Consider the following 25,611-nt stretch of genomic DNA (forward strand, 5'->3'; position numbering starts at 1 on the left):
TCATCAATGACTAAGCGAGCAATCACAGTCAATTAGTCAAGAGTACGTTTAACTTCTACGATTTCGAATACTTCGATTTGGTCACCAACGCGAACATCATTGTAGTTCTTAACGCCGATACCACATTCGTAGCCGTTCTTAACTTCTTGAACGTCATCTTTAAAGCGACGAAGTGACTCTAGTTCACCTTCGTAAATAACAACGTTATCACGTAGAACACGGATAGGGTTGTTACGCTTGATTAGACCTTCAGTTACCATACAACCAGCGATTGCGCCTAGCTTAGGTGACTTAAATACGTCACGTACTTCAGCAAGACCAATGATCTCTTGCTTGAATTCAGGAGCTAGCATACCGCCCATTGCTTGTTTAACTTCGTCAATCAATTGGTAAATGATTGAGTAGTAGCGTAGGTCTAGGTTTTCGTTCTCAACTGTACGACGAGCAGTCGCATCAGCACGAACGTTAAAGCCAAGCATGATAGCGTTAGAAGCTGCTGCTAGTACCGCATCAGTTTCAGTAATACCACCAACACCAGAACCTACGATGTTCACTTTAACTTCGTCAGTTGAAAGTTTAAGTAGAGAGTCTGCGATAGCCTCTACAGAACCTTGAACGTCAGCCTTAAGAACAACGTTAAGCTCAGCAACTTCACCAGCAGCCATGTTAGAGAACATGTTCTCAAGTTTCGCTTTCTGTTGACGTGCAAGTTTCACTTCACGGAATTTACCTTGACGGTAGTTCGCTACTTCACGTGCTTTACGCTCATCACGTACAACTGTTGCTTCATCACCTGAAGCAGGTACGCCAGAAAGACCTAGGATCTCAACTGGGATAGATGGGCCTGCAGTTGTCACTTCTTTACCGTTCTCGTCGCGCATTGCACGAACACGGCCGTACTCTTGACCACAAAGAACGATATCGCCTTTGTTTAGAGTACCAGACTGAACTAGTACAGTTGCAACTGGACCACGGCCTTTATCTAGGCGAGATTCAACAACAACACCAGAAGCCATGCCTTCTTCTACAGCTGTAAGTTCAAGAACTTCAGATTGTAGAAGGATAGTTTCTAGAAGACCTTCGATGTTTGTACCCTGTTTCGCAGAGATGTGAACGAACATGTTCTCACCGCCCCACTCCTCAGGAATAACGTCGTACTGAGCTAGTTCGTTCTTAACGTTATCTGGGTTCGCGTCTTCTTTATCGATCTTGTTTACAGCAACAATCAGAGGAACACCTGCCGCTTTCGCGTGCTGGATTGCTTCGATTGTTTGTGGCATTACGCCATCGTCTGCTGCTACAACTAGAACTACGATATCTGTCGCTTGAGCACCACGAGCACGCATTGCAGTAAACGCTGCGTGTCCAGGAGTATCAAGGAAAGTGATCATGCCGTTTTCAGTTTCAACGTGGTATGCACCAATGTGCTGTGTGATACCGCCCGCTTCACCTGAAGCAACGTGTGCTTTACGGATGTAGTCAAGAGTCGATGTCTTACCATGGTCAACGTGACCCATGATAGTAACAACTGGAGCACGAGGAACAGCTTCAGCGTTGTTATCACGATCTGATAGTACCGCTTCTTCTAGCTCGTTCTCTTTACGTAGGATAACCTTGTGACCCATTTCTTCAGCAACAAGAGTCGCTGTTTCTTGGTCGATCACTTGGTTGATAGTCGCCATTGCGCCCATCTTCATCATTACTTTGATAACTTCTGTGCCTTTAACAGACATCTTGCTAGCAAGCTCTGAAACAACAATCGTTTCACCGATTACAACGTCTGCTTTCGCTACAGTTGCAGTCTTATCGAAGCCTTGTTGCATTGAAGTAGGTTTAGCCAGTTTACCTTTGTTGCGGCCTTTGCCACCACGTTGGTTACGGCCACCACGGTTCTGATCATCGTTAGAAGCTTTTTTCTTCTTCTTACGACGGCCGCCTTCTTCTTTACGGTCAGCTGCATCTTCCGCTTCACGAGCGTAAGTCGATGTTGTTACGTGGTAGTCAGAGTTCTCTAACTCTTTCTTTTTCTTCTCAGCTTCAGTCCAGCGCGCTTCGTTCTCTTCTGCAAGTTTACGAGCTTCTTCAACAAGCTTCGCAGCTTCTTGCTCTGCTTTACGCTGTGCTTCTTCTTCCTGACGACGTTTCAGTTCGTCAGCTTCTTTCTTCGCTTGAGTATTCACTTCTGCATTTTTTGCATTCATGTCTTTCTTAGCCTTATCAGCTTGTGCGCGTTTTGCCTTTTCTTCAGCTTCGCGTTTTGCATCCGCTTCTCGCTTCGCTTTCTCTTCGGCATCGCGTTGTGCTTTCTCTGCAGCTTCACGTTTCGCTTGCTCTTCAGCTTCACGTTTCGCAAGCTCTTCGGCTTCACGTTTTGCTGCTTCCTCAGCTTCACGTTTTGCTTCGTCTTCGATAGTGCTGCGCTTCACATAAGTTCGCTTCTTACGTACTTCTACTTGAACATCCTTACTCTTGCCGCCACCTGCATTCACGCTTAGTGTGCTGCGAGTTTTACGCTGTAGAGTTAAGCGAGTTGGCTCAGTCTCACCTGAAGTGTCACCGTGCTCTTTCTTAAGGTGAGTCAAAAGCTTCTGCTTCTCATCGTCAGAAACTTGATCACTACTCGCTTTCTTCATACCAGCGTCAGCAAGTTGTTCTAATAAGCGGTCCACTGGAGTTCCAATTTCTTCACTCAGTGCTTTAACAGTAATTTGTGTCATGCCGCTTCCTCCTTGCTGAAAATTATGCGTCTTCGCCGAACCAACAAATGTTACGAGCAGCCATGATTAGCTCACCCGCACGTTCTTCGGTCAGACCTTCGATACCTTCAATATCGTCAATACCCTGATCAGCAAGGTCTTCTAGTGTTGCCACACCTTTTGCTGCCAGTTTGAATGCCATCTCACGCTCTAGACCTTCTAGGCCTAGTAGGTCTTCTGCAGGTTCAACACCTTCGAAAGACTCTTCTTGTGCAAGCGCAAGAGTTGTTAGTGCATTCTTAGCACGACTACGTAGTTCTTCTACTAGGTCTTCATCTAGACCATCAACTTCAAGAAGCTCGTTTACAGGAACGTAAGCAACTTCTTCTAGAGTAGAGAAGCCTTCTTCAACAAGTAGTTGAGCAAAGTCTTCTTCGATGTCTAGGTGCTTCATGAAGTTTTCAATTGCAGCTTGAGATTCTTCAGCGTGTTTCTTGTGAAGATCTTCAACTGTCATTACGTTTAGTTCCCAACCAGTTAGTTGAGACGCTAGGCGTACGTTTTGACCGTTACGGCCGATAGCTTGCGCTAGGTTGTCAGCTTCAACAGCGATATCCATTGCATTTGCGTCTTCATCAACAATGATAGAAGCCACGTCTGCAGGCGCCATAGCGTTAATTACGAATTGTGCTGGGTTGTCATCCCAAAGCACGATATCGATACGCTCGCCACCAAGCTCACCAGATACTGCTTGTACACGTGCACCACGCATACCAACACACGCACCAACAGGGTCGATACGTTTATCGTTAGTTTTCACTGCGATTTTAGCGCGAGAACCAGGATCGCGAGCAGCGCCTTTCAGCTCAATGATCTCTTCTGCGATTTCTGGTACTTCAACACGGAATAGCTCAGCTAACATTTCTGGCTTAGAGCGAGTGATGAATAGTTGGAAACCACGAGCTTCAGGAGCAACTTTGTACAGAAGACCACGAACACGGTCACCTGGACGGAAGTTTTCACGTGGAAGCTGGTCATCACGTAGGATAACTGCTTCAGCGTTGTTACCTAGATCAAGAACAACCGTCTCACGGTTTACTTTCTTAACAACACCAGTAACTAGCTCACCTTCGTTATCGATGAACTGCTCTACGATTTGAGCACGCTCTGCTTCACGTACTTTTTGTACGATTACTTGCTTAGCTGTTTGAGTCGTAATACGGTCAAACGTTACTGATTCGATATCATCTTCAACGAAATCACCTAGTTGAAGAGCTTCGTCTTCAAACTGTGCTGCTTCAAGAGAGATCTCTTTAGTTGGGTTTTCAACGTCTTCAACGATCAACCAACGACGGAAAGTTTCGAACTCACCTGTTTTACGGTCGATTTCAACGCGTACGTCGATTTCCATTTCGTGCTTCTTCTTTGTAGAAGTCGCTAGAGCAATTTCAAGGGCTTCAAAGATGCGTTCACGAGGTACCGCTTTTTCGTTCGATACCGCTTCTACTACCGCTAAAATTTCTTTACTCATTTTAAATAGCCTCTAAGACTTTAATTAAAATTTAGGGATCAGGTTAGCTTTTGAGATGTTGCTAAGTACAAACTCTTCTGTGTTACCTTCTACAGTAACTGAGATTGTCTCACCATCGACTGCGTGGATAACACCTTTCCACTTACGACGGTTACCAACAGCCATCTTCAAAACGATGCTTACCTCGTGACCAATAAACTGTTCATAGTGTGCAGCTTTGAAAAGTGGTCTTTCTAAACCTGGTGAAGACACTTCAAGGTTGTAAGCCACTGTGATTGGATCTTCAACGTCCATAACCGCACTTACTTGGCGGCTAACTTCAGCACAATCTTCGACATTAATGCCGTTCTCGTGATCGATGAAGATACGTAACGTTGAATGCTCGCCTGCGCGAATAAATTCTAATCCAACTAACTCATAACCTGATGCCGCTACAGGAGCTTCAAGCATTTCAGTAAGTTGTCTTTCTAAACCAGTCATTTTTAACCACTCCAGAAACAAAAAAAGGGCTCAGAGCCCAATTTAAATTCCAAGCAAAGCTCCAAAAATCCAATTAAGGAAATTTAGATAACAAAAAACCCCGAAAAGTCGGGGTTTTTTGTTGCTGGACCCTGATACGTTAAACGATATCTATGCCGCTTAACTCGTAGTATTGCTACTACGCAAACTTGTCCGAATCCACTATCTATAAAAGAAAAGGGATTTGGTTGCGGGGGCCGGATTTGAACCGACGACCTTCGGGTTATGAGCCCGACGAGCTACCAAGCTGCTCCACCCCGCGTCCGACTTGTCGAGCATTATACGCTCTCCAAGGTGTTTTACAAGTTTGTAAATCAATGGTGCCGAGAGAGGGACTCGAACCCTCACACCTAAGGCACTAGCACCTCATGCTAGCGTGTCTACCAATTTCACCATCTCGGCAGCTAATTCTATATTCTCAGCTAGAAAATAGCTTATTGAGGAATTTCGTCGCCTTGAGGGGCTGGAATTTCGCTCGCATCGTCAGCTTGCTGAATGACTTGACCTTGAGAAGGGTCAACCCACTGAGATTCAGTCTTGTGTGTAGACATATTGCCTAGCACTAAGCTAAGGATGAAAAATACTGTTGCAAAAATTGCAGTCATTCGGGTTAGGAAGTTACCTGAGCCGCTTGCGCCAAACACTGTGTTTGATGCGCCTGCACCGAATGAGGCTCCCATATCTGCGCCTTTACCTTGTTGAATCAACACTAGGCCGATTACACCAACCGCTGCCAACAGGTAAATCACAAGTAGAACTGTAAACATGATTTCCACCTATGTTCCAAATTGTTGAGCCAGCGCCGCTCGAAAACGCTTTTTATCGTGTTTTTGAACAAGGCTAGCGACCTCCTTATCGAAGGCCGAGCAATACTAGCGAAACACGATTACGCTGACAAGTAGATTTTTTCAAAAAAGCACGCACTTAGACTTAAGCGGTCAAAAAAAGGACAAAAGTATAACTTTTCTTTCATCCCTCTTTTTATTGGCTCTAAATTTCTAAGAATTCAGGACTATACTCAATCAAGCCAGAGTGACCATCTAGTTCACCATCAGCAAGTGCCACAACTTGGAATGCACCTTCAGGCACCTCCCACTGGCAATGCATATTGAACTTGGCGCTGCTCTCAAAACCAAAGCGACCATAATAAGCAGGATCGCCTAATACCACACAAGCTGGGTAGCCAAACTCTAATAATGAAGAGAAGCCTTCTTTTACAAGTTCAGCGGCAATACCTTGATTGCGATAATCTTCATGTACCGCCAACGGTGCCAAACCTTGCCAATTAAGATCATTATTTTCGATGGTCACTGGACTAAACAAAACATAGCCCACAACTTCCCCTTCATCATTACATGCAACAAGAGATAGTGTACGACGACCATTCTCTCTTAGCTTCATGACTAAGTTCGCTTCTGCCTCTGTCTCAAAGGTAGACTTGAGTAATCTATCGATGGCCAGAATATCTGCTGGCGCTTCAGTTCGAATAAGCATTTACAACCTCTTTTTGTGTCGTAGGCGATTGTAAGCCCTTTTGCACAAATTCGGCTAGTTGATTTAGAAGAGTTTGTAATGCTTTTGGTAAAGATTCGAGGTCAACACTGTCCATGAGGTTTTTCACTTCAAGTCCAAGCTCAGTGTCACCTTCAATACGTAGGCGGCGTTGGAAGAATAATGTATCAGGATCTTCTTTTCTTCCCGCAATCAAGACAAGGTCATTTAGATTTCCGCTAAATAGCACGTCTTCTTTGACTTCGTGATCCGCTACGATAATTTGCTCATTTTCGTAGCTAATTAACCAACTGAGCTGCATATCTTTTACTTCTACTTTTAGCCACTTACCTTCTAAAAACTCAAAATCTCCATCTTCAAGTGCTTCTTTGAAAACGGTTTTTAGCCCTTCAAGCAAGGCTTTTTTTTGTACAGTTTGAGGCAATAAGTGGACTGGAGATCGCAAAATTGATGCGGCATTTTGAACTAGTTGGGTGCGAATCTTGTTAATCACGCGAATTATCCGTTACTTTGTTAGCTAAGTCCCCCATCATAGAGTATGTTTTACTGCCAATTACTGTCATTTATCAAAAAATAGACGCTCTGGTTTAACTCTTTAAACTGGAAGCTAGGACAGTTATAGTAATTACATCGCTTAAATTCACTTATACTGTGAATATGTAACTCGTCGGAGAGTCGGAACAAACTTGATGCTATCGCAACAATTACAGCACTGGTTTACAAAAATAACGGCCAATAGTCCGTTTTTTTTCGCCATCTTGGATAACCAGCATAACTATGCCATGGTTAACGGACGCTATTGTGATATCGCAGGTTTAACATCCACCGAATTAATCGGTATGAACGACACCCAAATCATGGGGCAACAGTTCTATGATCACCTTAAGTCTTATTACGAACGAGCATTTAAGGGCGAGTCTATTGAAGCTGAAATGACCATGGGCGATCTTGGTCTTGAGACTAGCCTTCATTTCAATATCTCTCCGATCGATAATGATGGCAAGGTCGAACACGTCATTTTCCACGCACTCGATACGTCAGAAAAGCAGATCCTTGTTCGCTCTCTAGAAGAGTCAGAAGGTAAGTTCTCGACCCTAACTTCTCTCCTTCCTGAAGGCATTTTTCTTCTCGAAGATGATTGCATCATTTCAGCAAACCCAGCCGCACTGCGTTTACTCGGTTTTGAGTCCATGCAAGATATTCTGGGTGAGAGTTTATCTAGGCTGTTTGTCGATGAGAAAACTAAAACGGTTTTTTCTAGTTCTTTTGTTGAGCAACTAAGTGAAACACCTTTAACCTGTCTAACCGGACCAAGATGTGGCTTTGAACGTAAAGTTCAATTGCTTGCTGACTCAACAATGGTGCTAGGCAGCGACTCTCAATTGGTTTTGATTCAAGATGCTGAATCTGGCCAAACTACTTTGTCGACAACGCAGCATGAAGACGCACACCTAGATTCATTAACTGGGCTTTATAATCGTTTTGGTTTTACTAAGCGCCTTGAGCAACTGATTCACAATGAAACACCGCTCATCATGCTTTATCTCGATATCGATAACTTTAAAAACATTAACGATTCTTTAGGTCATCATATTGGTGACAAAGTCATTAAAGAAGTCTCTTCTCGTCTTAAGCGCCTTTTACCTCAACATGCGGTACTAGGGCATTTAGGAGGAGATGAGTTTGGTATCATCCTGCCTGAACCTGATAACAACCGAATGGTAGAAATGTTGTCAGAGCGGATTATCTCTCTTATCAACCAACCTTTTGACCTCCACCATTTTAGTAAGCGCCTTGCTTGTTCAATCGGTAGTGTCGCCTACCCTGGTGATGGCAATGATGCACGTATTCTGCTGCAAAATGCCGACACTGCAATGTATGAAGCAAAAGATCGCGGCCGTAACCGTCTGATTAAGTTTAATGATCAGATGAACAAAGAAGCGCGTATGCGTCTTTGGCTTGAGATTGAACTGCAAAAAGCGCTGCAGCAAAATGGTTTAGAAGTTTGGTATCAACCTAAAGTTAACGCTCGTGATTTCAGTATTAACGGCGCTGAAGCTCTGATCCGTTGGAAGCACCCAGTTGAGGGTTACATCAGCCCAGGGGCATTCATTCCTGTCGCAGAGCGGGCCGGCCTAATTGAACACCTAGGTCGAGTAGTCATGCGTGATGTCTTTTCGACGGTAAAACGCTGGAAGCTTCAAGGCATCTTACCTGGCCGCGTAGCGATCAACTTGTCACCAGAACAATTTGGTAACCCGAAACTGATCGATTACATGGAGAAGCTCCTTCGAACGACAGAGCTTGACCCTAGTTGTATCACATTCGAGCTAACAGAAAGTGCAGTCATGAGTGATAGTGAGCACACTCTGCAAATGCTCAACGCAATTAAAAAGCTCGGCTTTGCTTTGTCGATTGATGACTTTGGTACAGGCTACTCGTCACTCTCCTACTTAGCTAGATTCCCTATTGATGAGCTTAAGATAGACCGTGCATTCATTTCAGACATTGATACGCTGCCTAAGCAAATCACGGTTATCGAGAACATCATCAACCTTGGTAAGTCTCTTAACCTGACCGTTGTTGCGGAAGGTGTCGAGACTCAACAGCAAGCGACTCTACTTTCAAACCTCAACTGTAACTCAATTCAAGGCTTCCACTTCTATCGCCCTCAGCCGCGACAAGAGGTTGAAGAGCTGTTTGCACAAAATCGTCGCCACAAAAACTAACTCCAAGTGAGTATTTAACTTAGAAACTCACTCAAACCTGCCTTACATCAAATTTGCCATTCATAATTCTTCATAAAATGCTCAGCAATTTTAGAAGAAGACAGTCTTGGTAGAGCAATGGAACTCCTATGCCCTGCAGGTAACCTACCTGCCTTAAAAACTGCAATTGATTGTGGTGCAGATGCGGTGTACATCGGTTTTAAAGATGACACCAATGCACGACACTTTGCTGGTTTAAACTTTACTGGTAAGAAGCTTGAAAAAGCCGTTCAGTACGTTCATGACAACAACAAGAAAATTCACGTTGCATTGAATACTTTTGCTCATCCAAATGGGTTTGAACGCTGGACCGAAGCGGTTGATCGTGCAGCACATAGCGGTGTAGATGCTCTGATTGTTGCTGACATAGCCGTGCTTGAATACGCCGCTCGCAAGTATCCTGAACTAGAGCTTCACCTATCTGTTCAAGCTTCTGCAACCAATGTCGCAGCGATCGACTTTTATAAGAATAACTTCAATGTAAAACGTGTTGTTTTGCCACGTGTATTGTCTATTCATCAAGTAAAACAACTCTCACGTAATATCACCAGTGATGTTGAGCTTGAAGTGTTCGCGTTTGGCAGTCTGTGTATTATGTCTGAAGGTCGCTGCTACCTTTCTTCATACATGACGGGAGAATCACCAAATACCGTTGGTGCTTGTTCTCCAGCTAAATATGTACGCTGGCAAGAGACTGACAAGGGGTTAGAATCTCGCTTAAATGACATTCTTATTGATCGTTACAGTGAGGGGGAAAACGCAGGTTATCCAACCCTATGTAAAGGTCGCTTCACCGCAGATTTAGAAAACCAAATCAAGGCTTACCACGCATTGGAAGAGCCTACCAGTTTGAATACGCTATCTATGCTGCCAGAGTTATTTGCTGCCAATGTTGCTTCTGTAAAAATCGAAGGCCGTCAGCGCAGTCCTGCTTATGTAGAGCAAGTAACTCGTACTTGGCGTGCTGCTATCGACCGCTACCTGGCCAATCCAGAAAGTTACCAAGTTGAACCAGCTTGGGATGCGGCACTAGCGAATGTATCGGAAGGTGCTCAAACCACACTCGGTGCTTATCACCGTAAATGGCAATAGAGCCTAAATAGTGAAGAACACGATGGAAAACAACATGAAATATGCATTAGGCCCATTACTTTACTTCTGGCCAAAGCAAGACGTTGAAGACTTTTACAACCAAGCGAAAAGTAGTTCAGCTGACATCGTTTACCTTGGTGAAAGTGTCTGTTCAAAACGTCGTGAGATGAAACCTGCTCACTGGTTTGATATTGCTAAAGAACTCAGCAGTGCCGGTAAACAAGTTGTCCTGTCTACTATGGCTCTGCTCGAGGCACCAAGTGAAGTCAACGTGATGAAGAAGTACATCAACAATGGTGACTTCGCAATTGAAGCCAATGACGTTTCTGCGATCCAATTAGCACATGAAAACAAAGTGCCTTTTGTGGTTGGTCCTGCGGTCAACACATACAATGCTCACACATTGAATCTATTCCTAAAGCAAGGGATGACGCGTTGGTGTATGCCCGTCGAGCTATCACGAGAATGGTTAGGTAACGTACTTACTCAATGTGATGAGTTAGGAATCAAAGGTAAGTTTGAGGTAGAGGTATTCAGTCACGGCTACCTGCCATTAGCCTATTCAGCACGCTGCTTTACTGCCCGCGCTGAAGATAAAGCCAAAGATGATTGTGAAACTTGCTGTATCAAATACCCTACTGGCATCCAAGTTAGCAGCCAAGAAGGCCAAGAGGTGTTTAACCTGAACGGTATTCAAACTCAGTCTGGTTATTGCTATAACCTAATCAATGATCTTCCAAGTATGGATGGTTTAGTTGATGTTGTACGCCTCAGCCCACTAGGGATCGATACTTTCTCACAAATGGATAAGTTCCGTGCTAACGAGCAAGGAAACAATCCATCGATCATCGAAAGTCGACAATGCAATGGCTACTGGCATCAACTTGCAGGCCTAGAGGTGAAAAACATTTAAGCATTTTTCTCCACTTTCAAAACAACATAAAAGCGAGGCACTAAGCCTCGCTTTTTAGCTCAAGACATTTGAATGCTTGGCTCGGCAGAACTTTCATTCATTAGCTTTTTAATATCACGCCACAGCATAGTCATTACCACCAAACTCAAGGCAATGTTAGACAGTGGGAAGGCAATCCAAATCCCTGTCACACCCAATAGCTTTGGCATAATAAATAAGAACGGCAATTGAATCGCCATATTACCAATGGTAACGAACATCGCTTTGCTGCCTTTGTTCACCGATTGATAGTATGCCGCGGCAACAACTAAGAAACCATCTAAGAACAGCGCGAACATGTGCAGACGGATACCGACAACGGCTGCATCAATCAAGTTTTGGTCTGCATTGTTAAACACAGAAACAAACTCGTATGGGAAGATGTTCATCAACACAACAAACGCGACACCACCAAGCACTGAAGTCCCCATTGCCACCTTCAACAGTTTACGAATGTTGTCTTGATTGCGAGCGCCATGGTTGTAGCTCACCAAAGGCTGCATACCATTTGCAATACCTTCTGCCACCAAATAGTAAACCGTCACTATGTAACCCAAGATGGCATAAGCACCTATCAACAACGCACTACCGTATTGAGCGAACAACGCATTATGCAGCGCTACCATCATTGAACCATACGCATACATAAAGAAGCTCGATGTACCGATCATGACAATTTTAGGGACGACATCAAACTGCATCTTCAGGTCATTCATCGACAAGCGCATCTTAGCTCTTGAAGTAAAGAAGTAACCGACACCAAGAATGGTCACGACCATCTGCGCCAATGCAGTAGCAATAGCAGCACCTTTTAGTTCCCAACCAAGCCAAGCGATGAAGAGGTAATCAAGCACAATATTGATCACTGCACCAATCACCATCAAGATCGTCGCTAAGTTTGGGCTATCATCATTACGCAGCAAAAACGGCACTGCTATTGATCCTAGCGAGAATACACAGGCGATGCTTAAAATATGTAGGTACTGTAAGCCAAGTTCATAAACGCGACCTTCTGCACCTTGCCAACGAATAAAATCATCGGCAAAGAAAAACAACGTTGTCGCGACAATTGGCATCAAAGCAACTAAAAGCAATAAGCCAGTAGAAAGGATACGTTTTGCACCTTCACTGTCTTGCTCACCTTGCTTGATAGACGACAACGCACCAGTGCCCACACCTACCATCATACCGATACCGAGTATCGAGCCAATAATAGGCCAAGCTACGTTAATTCCCGCTAATCCATCAGCTCCCACATAACGACCAATAAAGATACCATCTACGACTTGGTATAAACCGTTAACCAACATCGCTGCTACGGTCGGAATTGTGTATTTCCAAAACTGTTTGTAAATAGAGTTTTGCATGACTACCACCAATAGTTAGCAAGGCTAACTAAATAGATAAAATAATAAAAAATATGTTTAGTTTCCGAGCGCTTTATCTAATAGCGCTTTCAATTGCTGAACTTCATTTGCATCCAACTTTCGCATAAGCTGTTGTGAGATATCTTTGTACACCACTTGTTCCAACGACATTTCAGCAATCACCTCTTCGGTTAATAGCACGCGTTTAGAACGAGCATCTTCAGCACAAGCTATGCGCTTCACTAAGCCCTTTTTCTCCAAACGAACCACCATGTTTGAAGCTGAAGGTTTGGTTACTTGAAGCTCTTCAGCCAAATCGGTAATACGTATACCTTCAGGGTGAAGTTGAATCACTCTCAAATAATCAAATTCATTAAAGCTCAAATGTGAAAGCGGATCTTCTTTGGCGTACACACGCCACGCTTTGGCACAAAAGCGTTCCAAATCAATCAGGCTCTTTTCTAATGCCATTGTGCTTTGACCATTTAGTTAGCAAGGCTAACTATTTTAACGATATTTAAATTACAGGCAACAAAAAACCGCTGAGAACAGCGGCTTTCTTTATGTAGGATAATGCTTATTGAGCGTTTTGTGCTTTAGCTTGCTTAGCTTTGGCTAGGTGCTCAGCTTTGACTTGATTATAGATTCTACTCAACTCAAGGAAAGAGTAACGGTGCTCGACATATTCAAACACATTGAACGAAATCGCCAACTTATACAGCGAAATAGCACTCGCAAAATCACCTTCTGCTTGGTAGCGTTTACCTAAGTAAAAGTATGCCTCAGTCAGTCGCTGAGCTAGTACCGTGTTGTCTCTTGTCCCTGCAAGAATCGCTTTAAACGCTTGGTCTTCAGAGACTTCACCTAGAGTGATGGCCACCAGCACCCAACCCCACTGCTCATCACGGACTTGATACCTTTGCTCAAGCTCTTGACGTGCTAAAGTGGGATCTTTTTCGCTCTTAACAATGTAGAGCCATAAAGCTCTAAATGGATCGCTAGGATCTTCATCGTAGTGTTTTTGAATATCTTCAAGCGCAAGATCAATACGATCGCCGTAGTAAAGTGCGATCGCTCTGTTACGAGCTGCGTAGGTATTATCAGGTGCTAACTCTAATGTTGAGTCAAAAGCATCGTAAGCTGCATCAAACTCACCAACTTGAGTAAAGTAAACACCAAGTAGATTGAATAGATCTGGCTGCGCTGGATTCAAAGCCAGTGACTGGTTGTAATCCAATCGCGCGAGGTCACGTAAGCCAACACTATCGTAATAGTTGCCACGTTCGTAGAGCATTTTGGCTCTAACATCATTCGATAAATCAGGGCGCTGTAAAAGCTGTGATAAACGAGCTATTTGTACTTCTTGTTGCACACTTGCCTGTAAAGGAACAGCCATTGGTGGGTATAGCCACTGAGCACTGTCATTGGAGGTTGAAGCACAACCAGCAGTAACTAATAATGCAAGGCTAAGCGATGCTGTTCGAAACCATTTCACGTATAGATACTCCTGTCACTGAGTAAATTCTCAGTCTTATCCACATTAAAAAAGGGAGCGTAATGCTCCCTTTATAACATGCTTTTAGCAAAATAGGCTAATTCGCTCATTAGCCTATTGCGGCTAAATTATGCGTCAGTTGCTGGTTTTTCTTCAGCTGCTGCTTCTTCAGTCTTTTCTACCGCTTCTTTCATGCTTAGACGAACACGGCCCTGACGGTCGATTTCAAGAACTTTAACTTGAACTTCTTGACCTTCAGCTAGGTAGTCAGACACTTTCTCAACGCGCTTATCAGCGATTTGAGAGATGTGTACTAGACCATCTTTACCAGGAAGAATAGTAACGAATGCACCAAAGTCAGCTAGACGAGCAACTTTACCTGTGTAGATACGGCCCACTTCAACTTCTGCAGTGATCTCTTCGATACGACGGATTGCTTCTTTCGCAGCTGTACCTTCAGTTGCAGCAATCTTGATTGTACCGTCGTCTTCGATTTCGATAGTTGTACCAGTCTCTTCAGTTAGAGCACGGATAACTGCACCACCTTTACCGATAACGTCTTTGATCTTCTCAGCGCTGATCTTCATTGTGTGAATACGCGGAGCGAACTCAGAGATATCTTCACGAGCACCAGAGATAGCTTCATCCATTACAGATAGGATGTGCTTACGTGCACCTTGCGCTTGGTTAAGAGCAATTTGCATGATCTCTTTAGTGATACCTTCGATCTTGATATCCATCTGAAGTGCAGTGATACCAGTGTTAGTACCTGCTACTTTAAAGTCCATGTCACCTAGGTGATCTTCGTCACCAAGGATGTCAGAAAGAACAACGAAATCGTCGCCTTCTTTAACTAGACCCATTGCAATACCCGCAACAGAAGACTTGATTGGAACACCAGCATCCATAAGTGCTAGAGACGTACCACATACAGAAGCCATTGAAGAAGAACCGTTAGATTCTGTGATTTCTGATACTACACGTACTGTGTATGGGAACTCGTCTACAGATGGCATTACTGCAGCAATACCACGCTTAGCTAGTTTACCGTGGCCGATCTCACGACGCTTAGGAGAACCTACAAAACCAGTCTCACCTACACAGTATGGAGGGAAGTTGTAGTGTAGTAGGAAGTGATCTTTACGCTCACCAGTTAGCTCGTCGATGATTTGAGCATCGCGCTGCGTACCTAGAGTCGCAGTTACAAGCGCCTGAGTTTCACCACGAGTGAATAGTGATGAACCGTGAGTACGTGGAAGAACACCAGTACGTACGTCTAGTGCACGAACCATGTCTTTTTCACGACCATCGATACGTGGGTTACCCGCGATGATGCTACGACGTACAACTGTCTTCTCTAGATCGTGGAAGATAGTGTGGATTTCTTTCGTGTTTGCTTCAGGGTCTTCAGCAAGTAGCACTTCGTTTACTTCACCAGCAATAGCGTGGATACGGTCGTAACGCGCCATTTTCTCAGTGATTTGGTAAGCTTCAACAAGTTTCGCTTCAGCTAGCTCAGCAATCTTGTTTACAAGAGTCGTGTTCTCTTCTGGAGCAACCCAATCCCAAGCTGGAGTAGCAACTTCAGCTTTAAATTCGTTGATTGCGTTGATAACCGCTTGCTGTTGATCGTGGCCGTAAACAACCGCTGATAGCATTTCTTCTTCAGTTAGGTTGTCAGCTTCAGACTCAACCATTAGTACTGCAGATTCAGTACCTGCAACAACTAGGTCTAGTTTAGACGTTTCTAGTTCAGTGTTGCTTGGGTTAAGAACTAGTTGACCGTCGATGTGACCAACACGTGCAGCACCGATAGGACCATTGAATGGAATACCAGAGATAGCAAGCGCAGCCGAAGTACCAATCATAGTTACGATGTCAGGTTGAACGTCTGGGTTTACAGACACAACTGTTGCGATAACTTGAACTTCGTTTTTGAACGCATCTGGGAATAGAGGACGGATTGGACGGTCGATTAGACGAGCCGTTAGTGTTTCGCCTTCAGATGGACGGCCTTCACGCTTGAAGAAACCACCAGGGATTTTACCTGCAGCGTAAGTACGCTCTTGGTAGTTTACTGTTAGAGGGAAGAAGTCTTGACCTTCTACCGCTTCTTTCTTACCTACTACAGAAACGAATACTGCTGTATCGTCCATAGTAACCATAACTGCAGCCGTAGCTTGACGTGCGATAACGCCAGTTTCTAGAGTAACTGTGTGGTTACCGTACTGGAACGTTTTAACAACTGGTTTTTCGAACATGGAAATTCCTTGTTTCTCAGCCTTCTATCATAAGATAGTGCTCAGATGATATTGATTGAAACTCAAGGCATTACAAATCGCGACTAGTGAAAATGAACTGTCGTTATTATCAAGTTCACTTTGAATAGTCGCGACCTTTTGGTCGACGTGGTTGACTGTAACGCTATGAGTAATTATGTAGAAAATCCCAATCAGGGATTTTTACCGTGCGTAGTATAACGGTATAAAAGTGATTTGGCTAAGCTATAGCAACTAAAATAAGTAACGGGCAACAAAAAAGGGGCTATAAGCCCCTTTCCTAACAAACTGCTATGCAGTCGCTAATTAGCGACGTAGACCTAGACGTTTGATTAGCTCTTGGTAACGACCAAGATCTTTACCTTTAAGGTAGTCTAGAAGCTTACGACGGCTAGAAACCATACGTAGAAGACCACGACGGCTGTGGTGATCGCCTTTGTGTGCTTTGAAGTGACCTTGTAGGTGGTTGATAGAAGCAGTTAGTAGTGCTACTTGTACTTCTGGTGAACCTGTATCGCCTTCAGCACGTGCGTATTCTGCAACGATTGCTGCTTTAGTTTCTGCGTTCAGAGACATAATTCTCTCCTAAATAAGAGTAAGTTAAACATTGTGCCAGCCAATCTCTGATTCAGCCGACACGAGGAGCGCGAATTATATGGGATGTATAAAGGTTAAGCAATAGCTATTTGCACGCTTCGCGGGAGGATATGGATGTGGGATGCGAGAACGGACTTCATCCTACCGTTTCTGGAGAAGTCGCTATAAATGCTTCCCCTTTATCGCTGTCATCCTCGAAAGCAAGGTACGAGCGAATTGGGGATCTATTTCAGCGAGCGAATACTTTATGAGATTCCCTACTCCTTCCTTCGTCAGTCTAGGGAATGACAAAGGTAGGTTCGAAGGACGCTGTCCGTTCCCATCTTTCCCTTTTCTGTTACACTTAGGCCAATAAAACCTACCTATTTGAATAAACAGGATTCTCTATGAAAATCGGCATCATCGGTGCAATGGAACAAGAAGTTTCCATCCTTAAACAAGCAATTGAAAACCGTAAAGAAGTTAGCAAAGCTGGTTGTACTTACTTTTCAGGTCAGATCAACGGTGTTGAGGTCGTTTTGCTTCAATCAGGTATTGGTAAAGTAGCAGCAGCGGTAGGTACAACAATCCTACTTGATGAGTACCAGCCAGACGTGGTTATCAACACAGGTTCTGCAGGCGGCTTTGATTCAAGCCTAAACGTGGGTGATGTTGTCATCTCAACTGAAGTTCGTCACCACGATGCTGACGTCACTGCATTTGGTTATGAAATCGGTCAAATGGCTCAGCAGCCAGCAGCGTTCATCGCTGATGAGAAACTGATGGATGTTGCTGAAAAAGCATTAGAGCAAATGGAAGATAAGCACGCTGTACGTGGTTTGATTTGTACTGGTGATGCCTTCATTGCAAGCGCTGAGCGTCAAGAGTTCATTCGTAAGCACTTCCCTTCTGTTATTGCAGTAGAGATGGAAGCATCTGCTGTTGCTCAAACTTGTCACCAATTCAAAGTACCATTTGTTGTTGTACGCGCTATCTCTGATGTTGCAGATAAAGAGGCGGGTATGAGTTTCGATGAATTCTTGCCTCTAGCAGCAAAAAGCTCATCAGAAATGGTCGTTAAAATGGTTGAACTGCTTAAGTAAAACCTTTTAAGGAAAGTAAGCAATATCATGGAAGATATCTTCAATCAATTCTACTCAAATGGAGCACTCCTTATTCTATGGGGCGCTCTATTATTCCACTTAATTCTTCCTTTTCCTCGTGAAGCGCACCCTGCGATTCTATGGCATAAGTTTGCTGAACAGTTAGCAGACAAGGTCAACAACAATGCTAACTACTCACAAAGCATCATCTCGGGCACATTAGCTTGGTTATTGATGTTAATACCTATGCTCATTGTACTGATAGCATTGAAACCTCTCGTTTGGCAGCCAGAGTTATTTGAGTTGGCATTCTTACTATTGGCGATTGATTGGCGTAACACGGATAAGTTTACTGCGCAGTTTGTTGCGGCACTGGCCCGTGAAGATAAAGAACACGCTAAGATGCTGATCAAACCTATCGTCAATCGTTCAACATCCACGCTGTCATTACTCGGCCTAGGCAAAGCAGGCTCTGAAACTTTGATTATGTCTTATGGGCGTAACGTTGTCGGCGTACTGTTTTGGTATGGCATTGGTGGCGGTATTGGGGCTTTCTTATACCGAATGAGTGTTGAACTGGCACGAGCTTGGTCACCATCAAGACAACAGTTTTCACCTTTTGGTGTTCCAGCAGTTCGCGCCGTTGCGGTGCTTGATTTTGTCCCGATGCGACTTTTTGCCATCATGGTTATAGTCGGACACCGAGCAAAAGAAACTGCGCAGCTTATCTCGCAACAAGCCAAATCTTGGCCATTACCTGGTCCCGCTTGGTTACTAGTTTCGGTAGGCGCGAAGTTGGAGCTTTCTTTAGGTGGCCCTGCAATCTACAACAAACACAAAGCAGTCAGAGCAAAGTTAGGGGGACGCATCGCTCCATCGGCTATCCATGTTGCCCAAGTGCAAAAATTATTAGCTTGGCGTATGTTTGCTTGGATTGTTGTGCAAAGCCTTATCATGGGACTGGTTTACCAAGGATTTTAAATGCGACCGTCATTCTTCGTTACTCTACCTTTTGCTATTTCTTGTGGTGCAAGCGCAGCTCCTGTCGAGCGCGTGATTAGTCTAGCGCCCCATGCTACTGAAATCGCTTTTTCTGCGGGGCTTGGCAATAAGCTAATCGCGGTAAGTGAACGCAGTGACTATCCTGAGCAAGCGAAAAACATAGAAAAAGTCTCCAACTACCAAGGCATTAAAATCGAGCGAATCATTGCTCTGCAACCAGACTTAATCATTGCTTGGCCATCTGGCAACCCAATTGGGGAGCTCAAAAAACTCGAACAGTTTGGGTTTGAGATTTACTACTCTCAAACTAACTCTCTTGAAGACATCGCTCATAACATTGAACAGCTTAGTGAGTACTCAGACACACCAAGCGTAGGGAAACAAGCAGCAAGCGACTTTAGGCAAACTCTGCAAGACTTGAAGGCCAAGTACCATACTGAGATTCCTGTACGCTATTTCTATCAATTGAGCGAACAGCCCATCATCACGTTAGCGAAAGGAAAATGGCCAAGTGAGGTCTTTAGCTTCTGTGGCGGTGAAAACATCTTTGAACACAGTTCAGCGCCTTACCCTCAAGTGGGAATGGAACAAGTAATCATCCAAAACCCTGATGTCATCTTTACTTCTCAACATGCAATTGAGAATGGCGAGATGTGGCAAAAGTGGCACGACCAACTAGCTGCTGTTCAAAATAACCATATGTGGACTCTCAACTCAGATTGGATTAACCGCCCTACACCACGGACTCTAAAAGCAATCGAGCAAGTTTGTGAGCATTTCGAGACCATAAGGGAAAAACGCTAACGTTTAACCACGATATCTCGTACAATTCCTCTTCATTTCTTGTTCCCAAATTTTAGTAAGAGATTTTAGTGTCATGGACTCCATGCTGCTTTACGTTATCGACTTGTTCGGTACGGCAATATTTGCCATTTCAGGTGTCCTGCTTGCAGGTCGATTAAAAATGGATCCCTTTGGCGTTGCTGTTTTAGGCAGCGTGACGGCCATTGGTGGCGGTACCATTCGGGATATGGCCCTTGGTGCTACTCCTGTGTTTTGGATTACCGACACCAACTACCTCTGGACAATCCTCATCACCTGCCTTCTCACAATGATTGTGGTTAGACGCCCAAAACGCCTAGCATGGTGGATCTTGCCGGTATGTGACGCCATTGGCTTAGCGGTATTCGTTGGAATCGGCGTTGAAAAGACCATGGCTTACCAAGACTCAGCACTAGTTGCTGTCATCATGGGCGTCATTACTGGCTGTGGCGGTGGCATTATCCGTGATGTATTGGCAAGAGAGGTGCCAATGGTACTGAGAAGTGAAGTGTATGCGACAGCTTGTATCATTGGTGGCGTATTCCATACCACTGCCCTCGCCATGGGCGTCGACAGTGATAGTGCTTTCTTAGCCGGCGTATTCTCGACCCTATTAATTCGTCTAGGTGCTATTCGTTGGCACTTGTCTCTGCCGACGTTTGCCCTAAATCGTTAAGCGAATTAATTAAAGGTTTACTTAGATTGTCATTCCTTAGAACGAAGAATGAGTGAGTAAGGAATCTCTACTTGCGAATCGACTAACTATAAGAGTTCCCCAACTCGTTCGTTCCTCACTCTTGAGGATGACATAAGCTCTAGATCAACGAATGACAATCGAGTTACGACCAACAGAAACTAAAAAAAGGTCACCGAAGTGACCTTTTTTATATTCAATCTGTACTGATTACTTCTGCACTCGACGCAATACTTGTTTCAATAAGTCAAAGTCATTAGCAAGGTCTTCAGACAAAAGCTCCATCGCTGCATGCTTAGCTAATGGGCCAGGCAGTTCAATGTCAGACTCAAGGATTTCATCCACCACTTCTTTGAACTTCGCTGGATGCGCAGTACATAGGAATAGACCTGTTTCACCTTCTTGTAACTGCTCATCAAGCAAGCGGTATGCAATCGCACCGTGTGGCTCACATAGATAACCTTGAGCATGAAGTTCACGTACAGACTCAGCACTTTGCTCGTCAGATACTTTGCCTTTACCCAGCGTATCTAAACCCCAGCCCTTAATCTGACAAAGCTCTTCGATACGTGGCCAGTTATTTGGTTGGCTTACATCCATCGCGTTCGATGTTGTTGCAACCGTTGGTTTAGGATCCCACTGACCTGTTTCTAAGTAGCGAGGAACCGTATCATTTTCGTTAGTTGCAGCAATGAAGCGCTTCACAGGAAGACCCAGTGCTTTTGCAAGAAGACCAGCTGTCAGGTTACCAAAGTTACCACTTGGTACTGAAACCACTAAGTTTTCACGCTCTTCTTTGCTTAGCTGAGATGCCGCTTCAAAGTAGTAACAGATCTGCGCCATTAGGCGGGAAATGTTGATTGAGTTTGCTGAATTTAGGCCAATCTCTTCACGTAGCGCGGCATCATCAAATGCTTGCTTCACTAGTGCCTGACACGCGTCAAAGTCGCCATCAATCGCAACCGTGTGGATGTTTTTACCTAGTGTACAGAATAGCTTTTCTTGCAGTGGGCTGATTTTCCCTTTCGGATACAAGATAACTACATTGATATCTTCCATCCCATAGAATGCATGGGCAACAGCTGCACCAGTATCACCAGACGTTGCAGTAAGGATAGTGATTTTCCCACCATCGGATACTGCCGCTAACGACTGAGCCATAAAGCGACCACCGAAATCTTTGAACGCTAGTGTTGGACCGTGGAATAGCTCTAATGCGTAAACGCCATCTTTCACTTTATTGATTGGTGCAGGGAATTGGAATGCTGCATCAACCATTGAATTTACTTGTTCTTCCGCTAGTTCGTCACCAATAAGTGCCGACAAGATTTTGGTACTACGTGAAACAAAATCTTCTGCAAGTAGCGCATCAATATTGTCAAACTTAGGCAGTTCTTGCGGGAAAAATAGACCTTGATTACGGCCTAACCCTTGGCGCACGGCTTGGCCAAAGGAAACTTGTTCGTCATTTTCTTTTATGTTGTACAGCTTCATAGCTCACTTCCTGTTACGTTCGAACCTTGTTTGTTCAGACGACAAACATGGACGAATCCTTCTTCATTTTGTACGTAGTTTTGTTCAAGCCAACGAGCTACTCGCTCAGCGACATCTTTATCTTTACAAATACTAAATAGTGTTGGGCCGCTACCAGAAATGCCGGTAGCTAATGCGCCTGCGGTCGCCGCATACTGACGAGCATCAGCGAAACCAGGTAGCAGTTTCGCACGATATGGTTCAGCAATCACGTCTTTGATCATCTTGGCTGCTAGCTCAGGCTGATTCGAATGACAAGCATGAATAAAGCCCGCTAAATGACGACCATGGGCAATGATATCCTGACGACGATACTGAGATGGTAGGATCTCTCTTGCTTCTGCAGTAGAAACCTTAATACCAGGGTAAGCCATGACCCAATACCAGTCATCAAAACATGGGACTTCTTGGCTGATGATACCAAGCTCTTCGAGCATCAGTTGCACCCCACCTAGGTAACATGGTGCAACGTTATCATAGTGAACTCCACCAGAGATTTGACCTTCCATTTCTCCCATAAGGGCAAGAAGTTCCGTTTCATTCAGTGGCTCACCATGAAAGCGGTTTAATGCATCAAGAGCCGCAACAATCGAACATGCACTTGAGCCCAAACCAGACCCGATTGGCATGTTCTTTTCAAGGGTCATCTCCAATGGAAGCAGTGCGCCACCTTTCTTTTCTAACTCTCGAGCAAAAACACGCCAACAATCGTAAACAATATTCTCTTTTGGATCGTCCGGAAGCTTAGAGACAAAACGACCAGCCGTCTTAAGCGAAAATGGTTCATCACCTGCTGTTACCTTTACTCGGTCACCAAGCAAAGTGCCATCAACTGGAGACACTGCCGCCCCCAGCACATCAAAGCCGACACTGACATTACCAATTGACGCTGGAGCATAAACCACTACATCCATACCACGACTCATATCCTTATACTCCTAGCTTCCAACCTAATGTACGCATCACGTCTGAGAATACGCCTGCCGCCGTTACTTCAGTACCCGCACCGTAACCACGCAATACAAGCGGGATTGGCTGGTAGTAACGACTAAAGAATGCCAAAGCGTTCTCGCCATCTTTAATCTTGAACATCGGATCATTTTCATCAACAGCGGCAACACTCACGCGACACTGACCATCAGCGATTTCGCCGACATAACGCAAGACTTTACCTTCTTCTGCTGCTTTTGCTGACTGCTCTTTAAAGTAAGCATCCGCTTCAGGTAGACGTGCCATAAAGTCTTCTACACTGCCTGAGTCATCAAAGCCCGGCGGTAGCGCTTGGTCAACAATCACGTCTTCAAGCTCTAAATTCATTCCCGCTTCACGAGCAAGGATAAGTAGCTTACGCGCTACGTCCATACCTGATAGATCATCACGAGGGTCTGGTTCAGTAAAGCCGTTATCTTTCGCAATATTAGTCGCTTGGCTTAATGTCATTCCTTCATCTAACTTACCGAAAATGTAAGATAGCGAGCCAGATAAGATACCAGTAAAGCGCTCTAATTCATCACCAGCAGCAATAAGGTTCTGTAGGTTTTCGATAACTGGAAGGCCTGCACCAACCGTTGTTTCGTACATCAGTTTACGGCGAGAGCTACGTGCAACGTCGCGTAACTGATGGTAGTAAGCCATGCTTGCTGTATTCGCTTTCTTGTTTGGAGTCACTACGTGGAAACCAGCTGCTAAGAAGTCTGCATACTGGTTAGCGATCACTTCGCTTGATGTACAGTCAACTAATACTGGGTTAATAATGTGGTTACGCTGAACCAAAGAAATAAGACGCGCTAAACTAAACTCTTCTGACGCATCCTTCATACGATCACGCCAATGGTCGAGTGTTACCCCTTCGCTATCAAGCAGTAAGCCTTTGCTGTTTGCTAGACCACATACGCGTAGCACTATGCCTTTTTCTGCCAGTTTTACTTGTTGGCGTTGAATTTGGTCAACCAATTCACCACCGACACCACCAACACCGACAACAAATACATCAAGGAAGTGTTTAGAGTTAAATAGGTTCTCATGACACGCCTTAATCGCTTCCGAGATCTTATCTTCAGGAATTACTGCCGAGATTGCACGCTCTGATGAACCTTGAGCAATCGCTACGATGTTGACGTTCACTTCAGCAAGTGACGAGAAGAATTGTGAAGCAACACCGCGAGAAGTGCGCATACCATCACCAACTAGAGTTACAATGGCAACATCACTGATAAACTCAACCGGCTCAAGTAAACCATCTTTGAGTTCAAGTTCGAACGTCTCGCTCAACGCTTGCTCTGCCAACGCTTTGTCTTCTGCTTCAATACAGAAACTGATGCTGTACTCAGAAGAGGACTGTGTGATCAGAACGATAGAGACACCTGCCGATGACATTGCGCCGAATACACGACTCGCCATGCCAACCATGCCCTTCATACCTGGACCAGACACATTGACCATCGTCAGATCACTTAAGGTTGTAATACCTTTAATTGCAAGTTTGTCTTCACCTGTGTCTTGACCAATCAGGGTGCCAGCACCTTGAGGGTTAAAGCTATTTTTGATCAGACATGGAATGTGGAACTGAGCAATTGGAGCGATGGTTTTGGGATGAAGTACTGAAGCGCCAAAGTAAGAAAGCTCCATCGCTTCTTGGTAGCTCAGTGATTTCAATAAACGCGCATCATCAACAAGGCGAGGATCACAGTTGTATACGCCATCCACGTCTGTCCAAATCTCGCAGCAATCGGCACGCAGACACGCGGCAAGTACTGCTGCAGAATAGTCAGAACCATTTCGGCCAAGTGTTACTAACTCACCAGCTTCATTACCAGCCGTAAAGCCAGGCATGATATTGACATGACCTTGAGGAAGAGGGTTTTGACGGAAGTTCTGAGTCGAAATTTCAACATCGACCATCGCTTCTAAGTGTTCGCCACGAGCGAATAAGTATTGAACTGGGTCAATGAGGCTAGCCGCCTGACCTTTAGCTTCTAATACCGCTTTCATTAACTGGATAGAAACACGCTCACCTTTACTAATAATGCGCGCATTTACATGGTCAGGGCACATACCCAGTAGATTAACACCATGAACAAATTGGCGAAGCTGTGTTAAAGAGGTTTTTACCTGGTTGTCATAACCACTGCCATCAATGTTTGGTAGCACCTGCTTGATATCTTGGAAGAGATCTCGGAACGAATCTTCAAGCTCAGCAATTTGCAGCTCAGCTTCTCCGTTCTTCAATGCCCCTTCAATCACCGCTACCAATTTGTTTGTGGTTTTCCCTGGTGCTGAAAGCACAACTGCCACTTCTTCTTGCTGTGCATTATTAGCGATGATATCTGCTGCTCGTAAAAAACGGTCAGCATCCGCTAATGATGAACCTCCAAACTTTAAAACTCGCATCCCTTCCTCCAAAATGTTTTAAATCGGCATAAAAAAAGGCCTGTATCTTGTTGGATACAGGCCTTTTCTTGAATTTCTTTCGCTTAGCAGCCTGCCCCAACAATTGCGATGTCGGTAATAATAATGGTTGTGGTCATTACTAGGCTTTGATGCTGCATACTATATTTATCTTAACGATGTGTTTGCTTACCCATACGTTTACCTTATTTTTCATCCTTGCGTCAATGAAAAGTTACTATTTTTTGTTCACACTCCGTTTTACTCGCATTCACAAATAAAA

21 protein-coding genes, 2 tRNA genes and 1 other annotated feature are annotated in these 25,611 nt (G+C 44.4%); of the genes, 7 read left to right on the plus strand and 16 right to left on the minus strand.

What is annotated here, in order from left to right:
* Nucleotides 1-32: 32 nt before the first annotated feature.
* The 8 genes from infB to AAFX28_RS21430 all read right to left on the minus strand — a co-directional run bounded on the left by infB (nt 33) and on the right by AAFX28_RS21430 (nt 6,751).
* The gene (infB, locus tag AAFX28_RS21395) at nt 33-2,717 is read right to left on the minus strand and encodes a translation initiation factor IF-2 (protein WP_408690571.1); all 2,685 of its coding nucleotides are present in this window, start codon (nt 2,715-2,717) and stop codon (nt 33-35) included.
* Nucleotides 2,718-2,739: 22 nt separating this feature from the next.
* Complete coding sequence (gene nusA, locus AAFX28_RS21400) at nt 2,740-4,227, minus strand: transcription termination factor NusA (protein WP_408690572.1); 1,488 nt, start codon at nt 4,225-4,227, stop codon at nt 2,740-2,742.
* Between the two features lie 24 nt (nt 4,228-4,251).
* Complete coding sequence (rimP, locus tag AAFX28_RS21405) at nt 4,252-4,707, minus strand: ribosome maturation factor RimP (protein ID WP_408690573.1); 456 nt, start codon at nt 4,705-4,707, stop codon at nt 4,252-4,254.
* Nucleotides 4,708-4,931: 224 nt separating this feature from the next.
* Nucleotides 4,932-5,008: transfer RNA gene (locus tag AAFX28_RS21410), tRNA-Met, on the minus strand.
* Nucleotides 5,009-5,064: 56 nt separating this feature from the next.
* Nucleotides 5,065-5,148, minus strand: a tRNA-Leu gene (locus AAFX28_RS21415).
* Between the two features lie 32 nt (nt 5,149-5,180).
* Nucleotides 5,181-5,513: a preprotein translocase subunit SecG gene (secG, locus tag AAFX28_RS21420; RefSeq protein WP_049842940.1), complete on the minus strand. Its 333-nt coding sequence runs from the start codon at nt 5,511-5,513 to the stop codon at nt 5,181-5,183.
* A 223-nt stretch (nt 5,514-5,736) separates the two neighbouring features.
* Complete coding sequence (locus AAFX28_RS21425; RefSeq protein WP_408690574.1) at nt 5,737-6,240, minus strand: GNAT family N-acetyltransferase; 504 nt, start codon at nt 6,238-6,240, stop codon at nt 5,737-5,739.
* Complete coding sequence (locus AAFX28_RS21430) at nt 6,224-6,751, minus strand: SCP2 domain-containing protein (protein ID WP_408690575.1); 528 nt, start codon at nt 6,749-6,751, stop codon at nt 6,224-6,226. Before AAFX28_RS21430 ends, AAFX28_RS21425 begins: the two co-directional genes overlap by 17 nt.
* A 196-nt stretch (nt 6,752-6,947) precedes the next feature.
* Between AAFX28_RS21430 and AAFX28_RS21435 the strand changes: the two genes are divergently transcribed.
* The 3 genes from AAFX28_RS21435 to AAFX28_RS21445 all read left to right on the plus strand — a co-directional run bounded on the left by AAFX28_RS21435 (nt 6,948) and on the right by AAFX28_RS21445 (nt 11,031).
* Nucleotides 6,948-8,987, plus strand: coding sequence for an EAL domain-containing protein (locus AAFX28_RS21435; RefSeq protein WP_408690576.1), 2,040 nt, complete (start codon nt 6,948-6,950; stop codon nt 8,985-8,987).
* Between the two features lie 117 nt (nt 8,988-9,104).
* On the plus strand, nt 9,105-10,118 hold the full coding sequence (locus tag AAFX28_RS21440; protein WP_408690577.1) for a peptidase U32 family protein: 1,014 nt from the start codon (nt 9,105-9,107) through the stop codon (nt 10,116-10,118).
* A 34-nt stretch (nt 10,119-10,152) separates the two neighbouring features.
* Complete coding sequence (locus tag AAFX28_RS21445) at nt 10,153-11,031, plus strand: U32 family peptidase (protein ID WP_408690578.1); 879 nt, start codon at nt 10,153-10,155, stop codon at nt 11,029-11,031.
* Nucleotides 11,032-11,090: 59 nt separating this feature from the next.
* Here the strand turns inward: AAFX28_RS21445 and vmrA are convergent, their stop codons facing one another.
* From vmrA to rpsO, 5 genes are all read right to left on the minus strand, one after another.
* Complete coding sequence (gene vmrA / locus AAFX28_RS21450) at nt 11,091-12,437, minus strand: sodium-coupled multidrug efflux MATE transporter VmrA (RefSeq protein ID WP_408690579.1); 1,347 nt, start codon at nt 12,435-12,437, stop codon at nt 11,091-11,093.
* Between the two features lie 57 nt (nt 12,438-12,494).
* Nucleotides 12,495-12,908, minus strand: coding sequence for a MarR family winged helix-turn-helix transcriptional regulator (locus tag AAFX28_RS21455; RefSeq protein ID WP_408690580.1), 414 nt, complete (start codon nt 12,906-12,908; stop codon nt 12,495-12,497).
* A gap of 106 nt (nt 12,909-13,014) precedes the next feature.
* Entirely contained in the window at nt 13,015-13,932 is a 918-nt protein-coding gene (gene nlpI, locus AAFX28_RS21460; protein WP_408690581.1) for a lipoprotein NlpI, read from the minus strand.
* A gap of 128 nt (nt 13,933-14,060) precedes the next feature.
* Nucleotides 14,061-16,193, minus strand: a complete 2,133-nt coding sequence (gene pnp, locus AAFX28_RS21465; protein WP_408690582.1) for a polyribonucleotide nucleotidyltransferase — start codon at nt 16,191-16,193, stop codon at nt 14,061-14,063.
* 324 nt (nt 16,194-16,517) lie between these two features.
* On the minus strand, nt 16,518-16,787 hold the full coding sequence (gene rpsO, locus AAFX28_RS21470; RefSeq protein WP_134835425.1) for a 30S ribosomal protein S15: 270 nt from the start codon (nt 16,785-16,787) through the stop codon (nt 16,518-16,520).
* Nucleotides 16,788-17,194: 407 nt separating this feature from the next.
* Here rpsO and mtnN point away from each other — a divergent pair, with 407 nt between their 5' ends.
* The 4 genes from mtnN to AAFX28_RS21490 all read left to right on the plus strand — a co-directional run bounded on the left by mtnN (nt 17,195) and on the right by AAFX28_RS21490 (nt 20,390).
* Nucleotides 17,195-17,890, plus strand: a complete 696-nt coding sequence (mtnN, locus tag AAFX28_RS21475; protein ID WP_408690583.1) for a 5'-methylthioadenosine/S-adenosylhomocysteine nucleosidase — start codon at nt 17,195-17,197, stop codon at nt 17,888-17,890.
* Between the two features lie 27 nt (nt 17,891-17,917).
* Complete coding sequence (locus AAFX28_RS21480; RefSeq protein ID WP_408690584.1) at nt 17,918-18,871, plus strand: cobalamin biosynthesis family protein; 954 nt, start codon at nt 17,918-17,920, stop codon at nt 18,869-18,871.
* Entirely contained in the window at nt 18,872-19,696 is an 825-nt protein-coding gene (gene btuF, locus AAFX28_RS21485) for a vitamin B12 ABC transporter substrate-binding protein BtuF (RefSeq protein WP_408690585.1), read from the plus strand.
* Nucleotides 19,697-19,769: 73 nt separating this feature from the next.
* Nucleotides 19,770-20,390: a TRIC cation channel family protein gene (locus AAFX28_RS21490; RefSeq protein ID WP_408690586.1), complete on the plus strand. Its 621-nt coding sequence runs from the start codon at nt 19,770-19,772 to the stop codon at nt 20,388-20,390.
* A gap of 228 nt (nt 20,391-20,618) precedes the next feature.
* On the opposite strand, the gene thrC is transcribed toward AAFX28_RS21490, so the two are convergent.
* The 3 genes from thrC to thrA are packed head-to-tail and all read right to left on the minus strand — an operon-like array spanning nt 20,619 to nt 25,331.
* Nucleotides 20,619-21,902: a threonine synthase gene (gene thrC, locus AAFX28_RS21495; protein WP_408690587.1), complete on the minus strand. Its 1,284-nt coding sequence runs from the start codon at nt 21,900-21,902 to the stop codon at nt 20,619-20,621.
* Nucleotides 21,899-22,855, minus strand: coding sequence for a homoserine kinase (gene thrB, locus AAFX28_RS21500; RefSeq protein WP_408690922.1), 957 nt, complete (start codon nt 22,853-22,855; stop codon nt 21,899-21,901). The genes thrC and thrB overlap by 4 nt, the downstream gene beginning before the upstream one ends.
* A gap of 16 nt (nt 22,856-22,871) precedes the next feature.
* The gene (gene thrA, locus AAFX28_RS21505) at nt 22,872-25,331 is read right to left on the minus strand and encodes a bifunctional aspartate kinase/homoserine dehydrogenase I (protein ID WP_408690588.1); all 2,460 of its coding nucleotides are present in this window, start codon (nt 25,329-25,331) and stop codon (nt 22,872-22,874) included.
* A 29-nt stretch (nt 25,332-25,360) separates the two neighbouring features.
* Nucleotides 25,361-25,479, minus strand: a sequence feature (Thr leader region).
* Between the last annotated feature and the right edge of the window lie 132 nt (nt 25,480-25,611).

This window comes from Vibrio sp. TBV020 (genome assembly GCF_046056895.1).
Taxonomy (GTDB): domain Bacteria; phylum Pseudomonadota; class Gammaproteobacteria; order Enterobacterales; family Vibrionaceae; genus Vibrio.

Excerpts from the sequence above, each read along its gene's own strand:
- thrB (WP_408690922.1), bottom strand. The coding sequence starts at position 22,855 with ATGGATGTAGTGGTTTATGCTCCAGCGTCAATTGGTAATGTCAGTGTC.
- vmrA (WP_408690579.1), bottom strand. The coding sequence starts at position 12,437 with ATGCAAAACTCTATTTACAAACAGTTTTGGAAATACACAATTCCGACC.
- AAFX28_RS21480 (WP_408690584.1), top strand. The coding sequence starts at position 17,918 with ATGGAAGATATCTTCAATCAATTCTACTCAAATGGAGCACTCCTTATT.
- nusA (WP_408690572.1), bottom strand. The coding sequence starts at position 4,227 with ATGAGTAAAGAAATTTTAGCGGTAGTAGAAGCGGTATCGAACGAAAAA.
- AAFX28_RS21455 (WP_408690580.1), bottom strand. The coding sequence starts at position 12,908 with ATGGCATTAGAAAAGAGCCTGATTGATTTGGAACGCTTTTGTGCCAAA.
- mtnN (WP_408690583.1), top strand. The coding sequence starts at position 17,195 with ATGAAAATCGGCATCATCGGTGCAATGGAACAAGAAGTTTCCATCCTT.
- pnp (WP_408690582.1), bottom strand. The coding sequence starts at position 16,193 with ATGTTCGAAAAACCAGTTGTTAAAACGTTCCAGTACGGTAACCACACA.
- rimP (WP_408690573.1), bottom strand. The coding sequence starts at position 4,707 with ATGACTGGTTTAGAAAGACAACTTACTGAAATGCTTGAAGCTCCTGTA.
- AAFX28_RS21425 (WP_408690574.1), bottom strand. The coding sequence starts at position 6,240 with ATGCTTATTCGAACTGAAGCGCCAGCAGATATTCTGGCCATCGATAGA.
- infB (WP_408690571.1), bottom strand. The coding sequence starts at position 2,717 with ATGACACAAATTACTGTTAAAGCACTGAGTGAAGAAATTGGAACTCCA.
- AAFX28_RS21435 (WP_408690576.1), top strand. The coding sequence starts at position 6,948 with ATGCTATCGCAACAATTACAGCACTGGTTTACAAAAATAACGGCCAAT.
- AAFX28_RS21490 (WP_408690586.1), top strand. The coding sequence starts at position 19,770 with ATGGACTCCATGCTGCTTTACGTTATCGACTTGTTCGGTACGGCAATA.
- secG (WP_049842940.1), bottom strand. The coding sequence starts at position 5,513 with ATGTTTACAGTTCTACTTGTGATTTACCTGTTGGCAGCGGTTGGTGTA.
- AAFX28_RS21445 (WP_408690578.1), top strand. The coding sequence starts at position 10,153 with ATGAAATATGCATTAGGCCCATTACTTTACTTCTGGCCAAAGCAAGAC.
- btuF (WP_408690585.1), top strand. The coding sequence starts at position 18,872 with ATGCGACCGTCATTCTTCGTTACTCTACCTTTTGCTATTTCTTGTGGT.
- thrC (WP_408690587.1), bottom strand. The coding sequence starts at position 21,902 with ATGAAGCTGTACAACATAAAAGAAAATGACGAACAAGTTTCCTTTGGC.
- thrA (WP_408690588.1), bottom strand. The coding sequence starts at position 25,331 with ATGCGAGTTTTAAAGTTTGGAGGTTCATCATTAGCGGATGCTGACCGT.
- AAFX28_RS21440 (WP_408690577.1), top strand. The coding sequence starts at position 9,105 with ATGGAACTCCTATGCCCTGCAGGTAACCTACCTGCCTTAAAAACTGCA.
- rpsO (WP_134835425.1), bottom strand. The coding sequence starts at position 16,787 with ATGTCTCTGAACGCAGAAACTAAAGCAGCAATCGTTGCAGAATACGCA.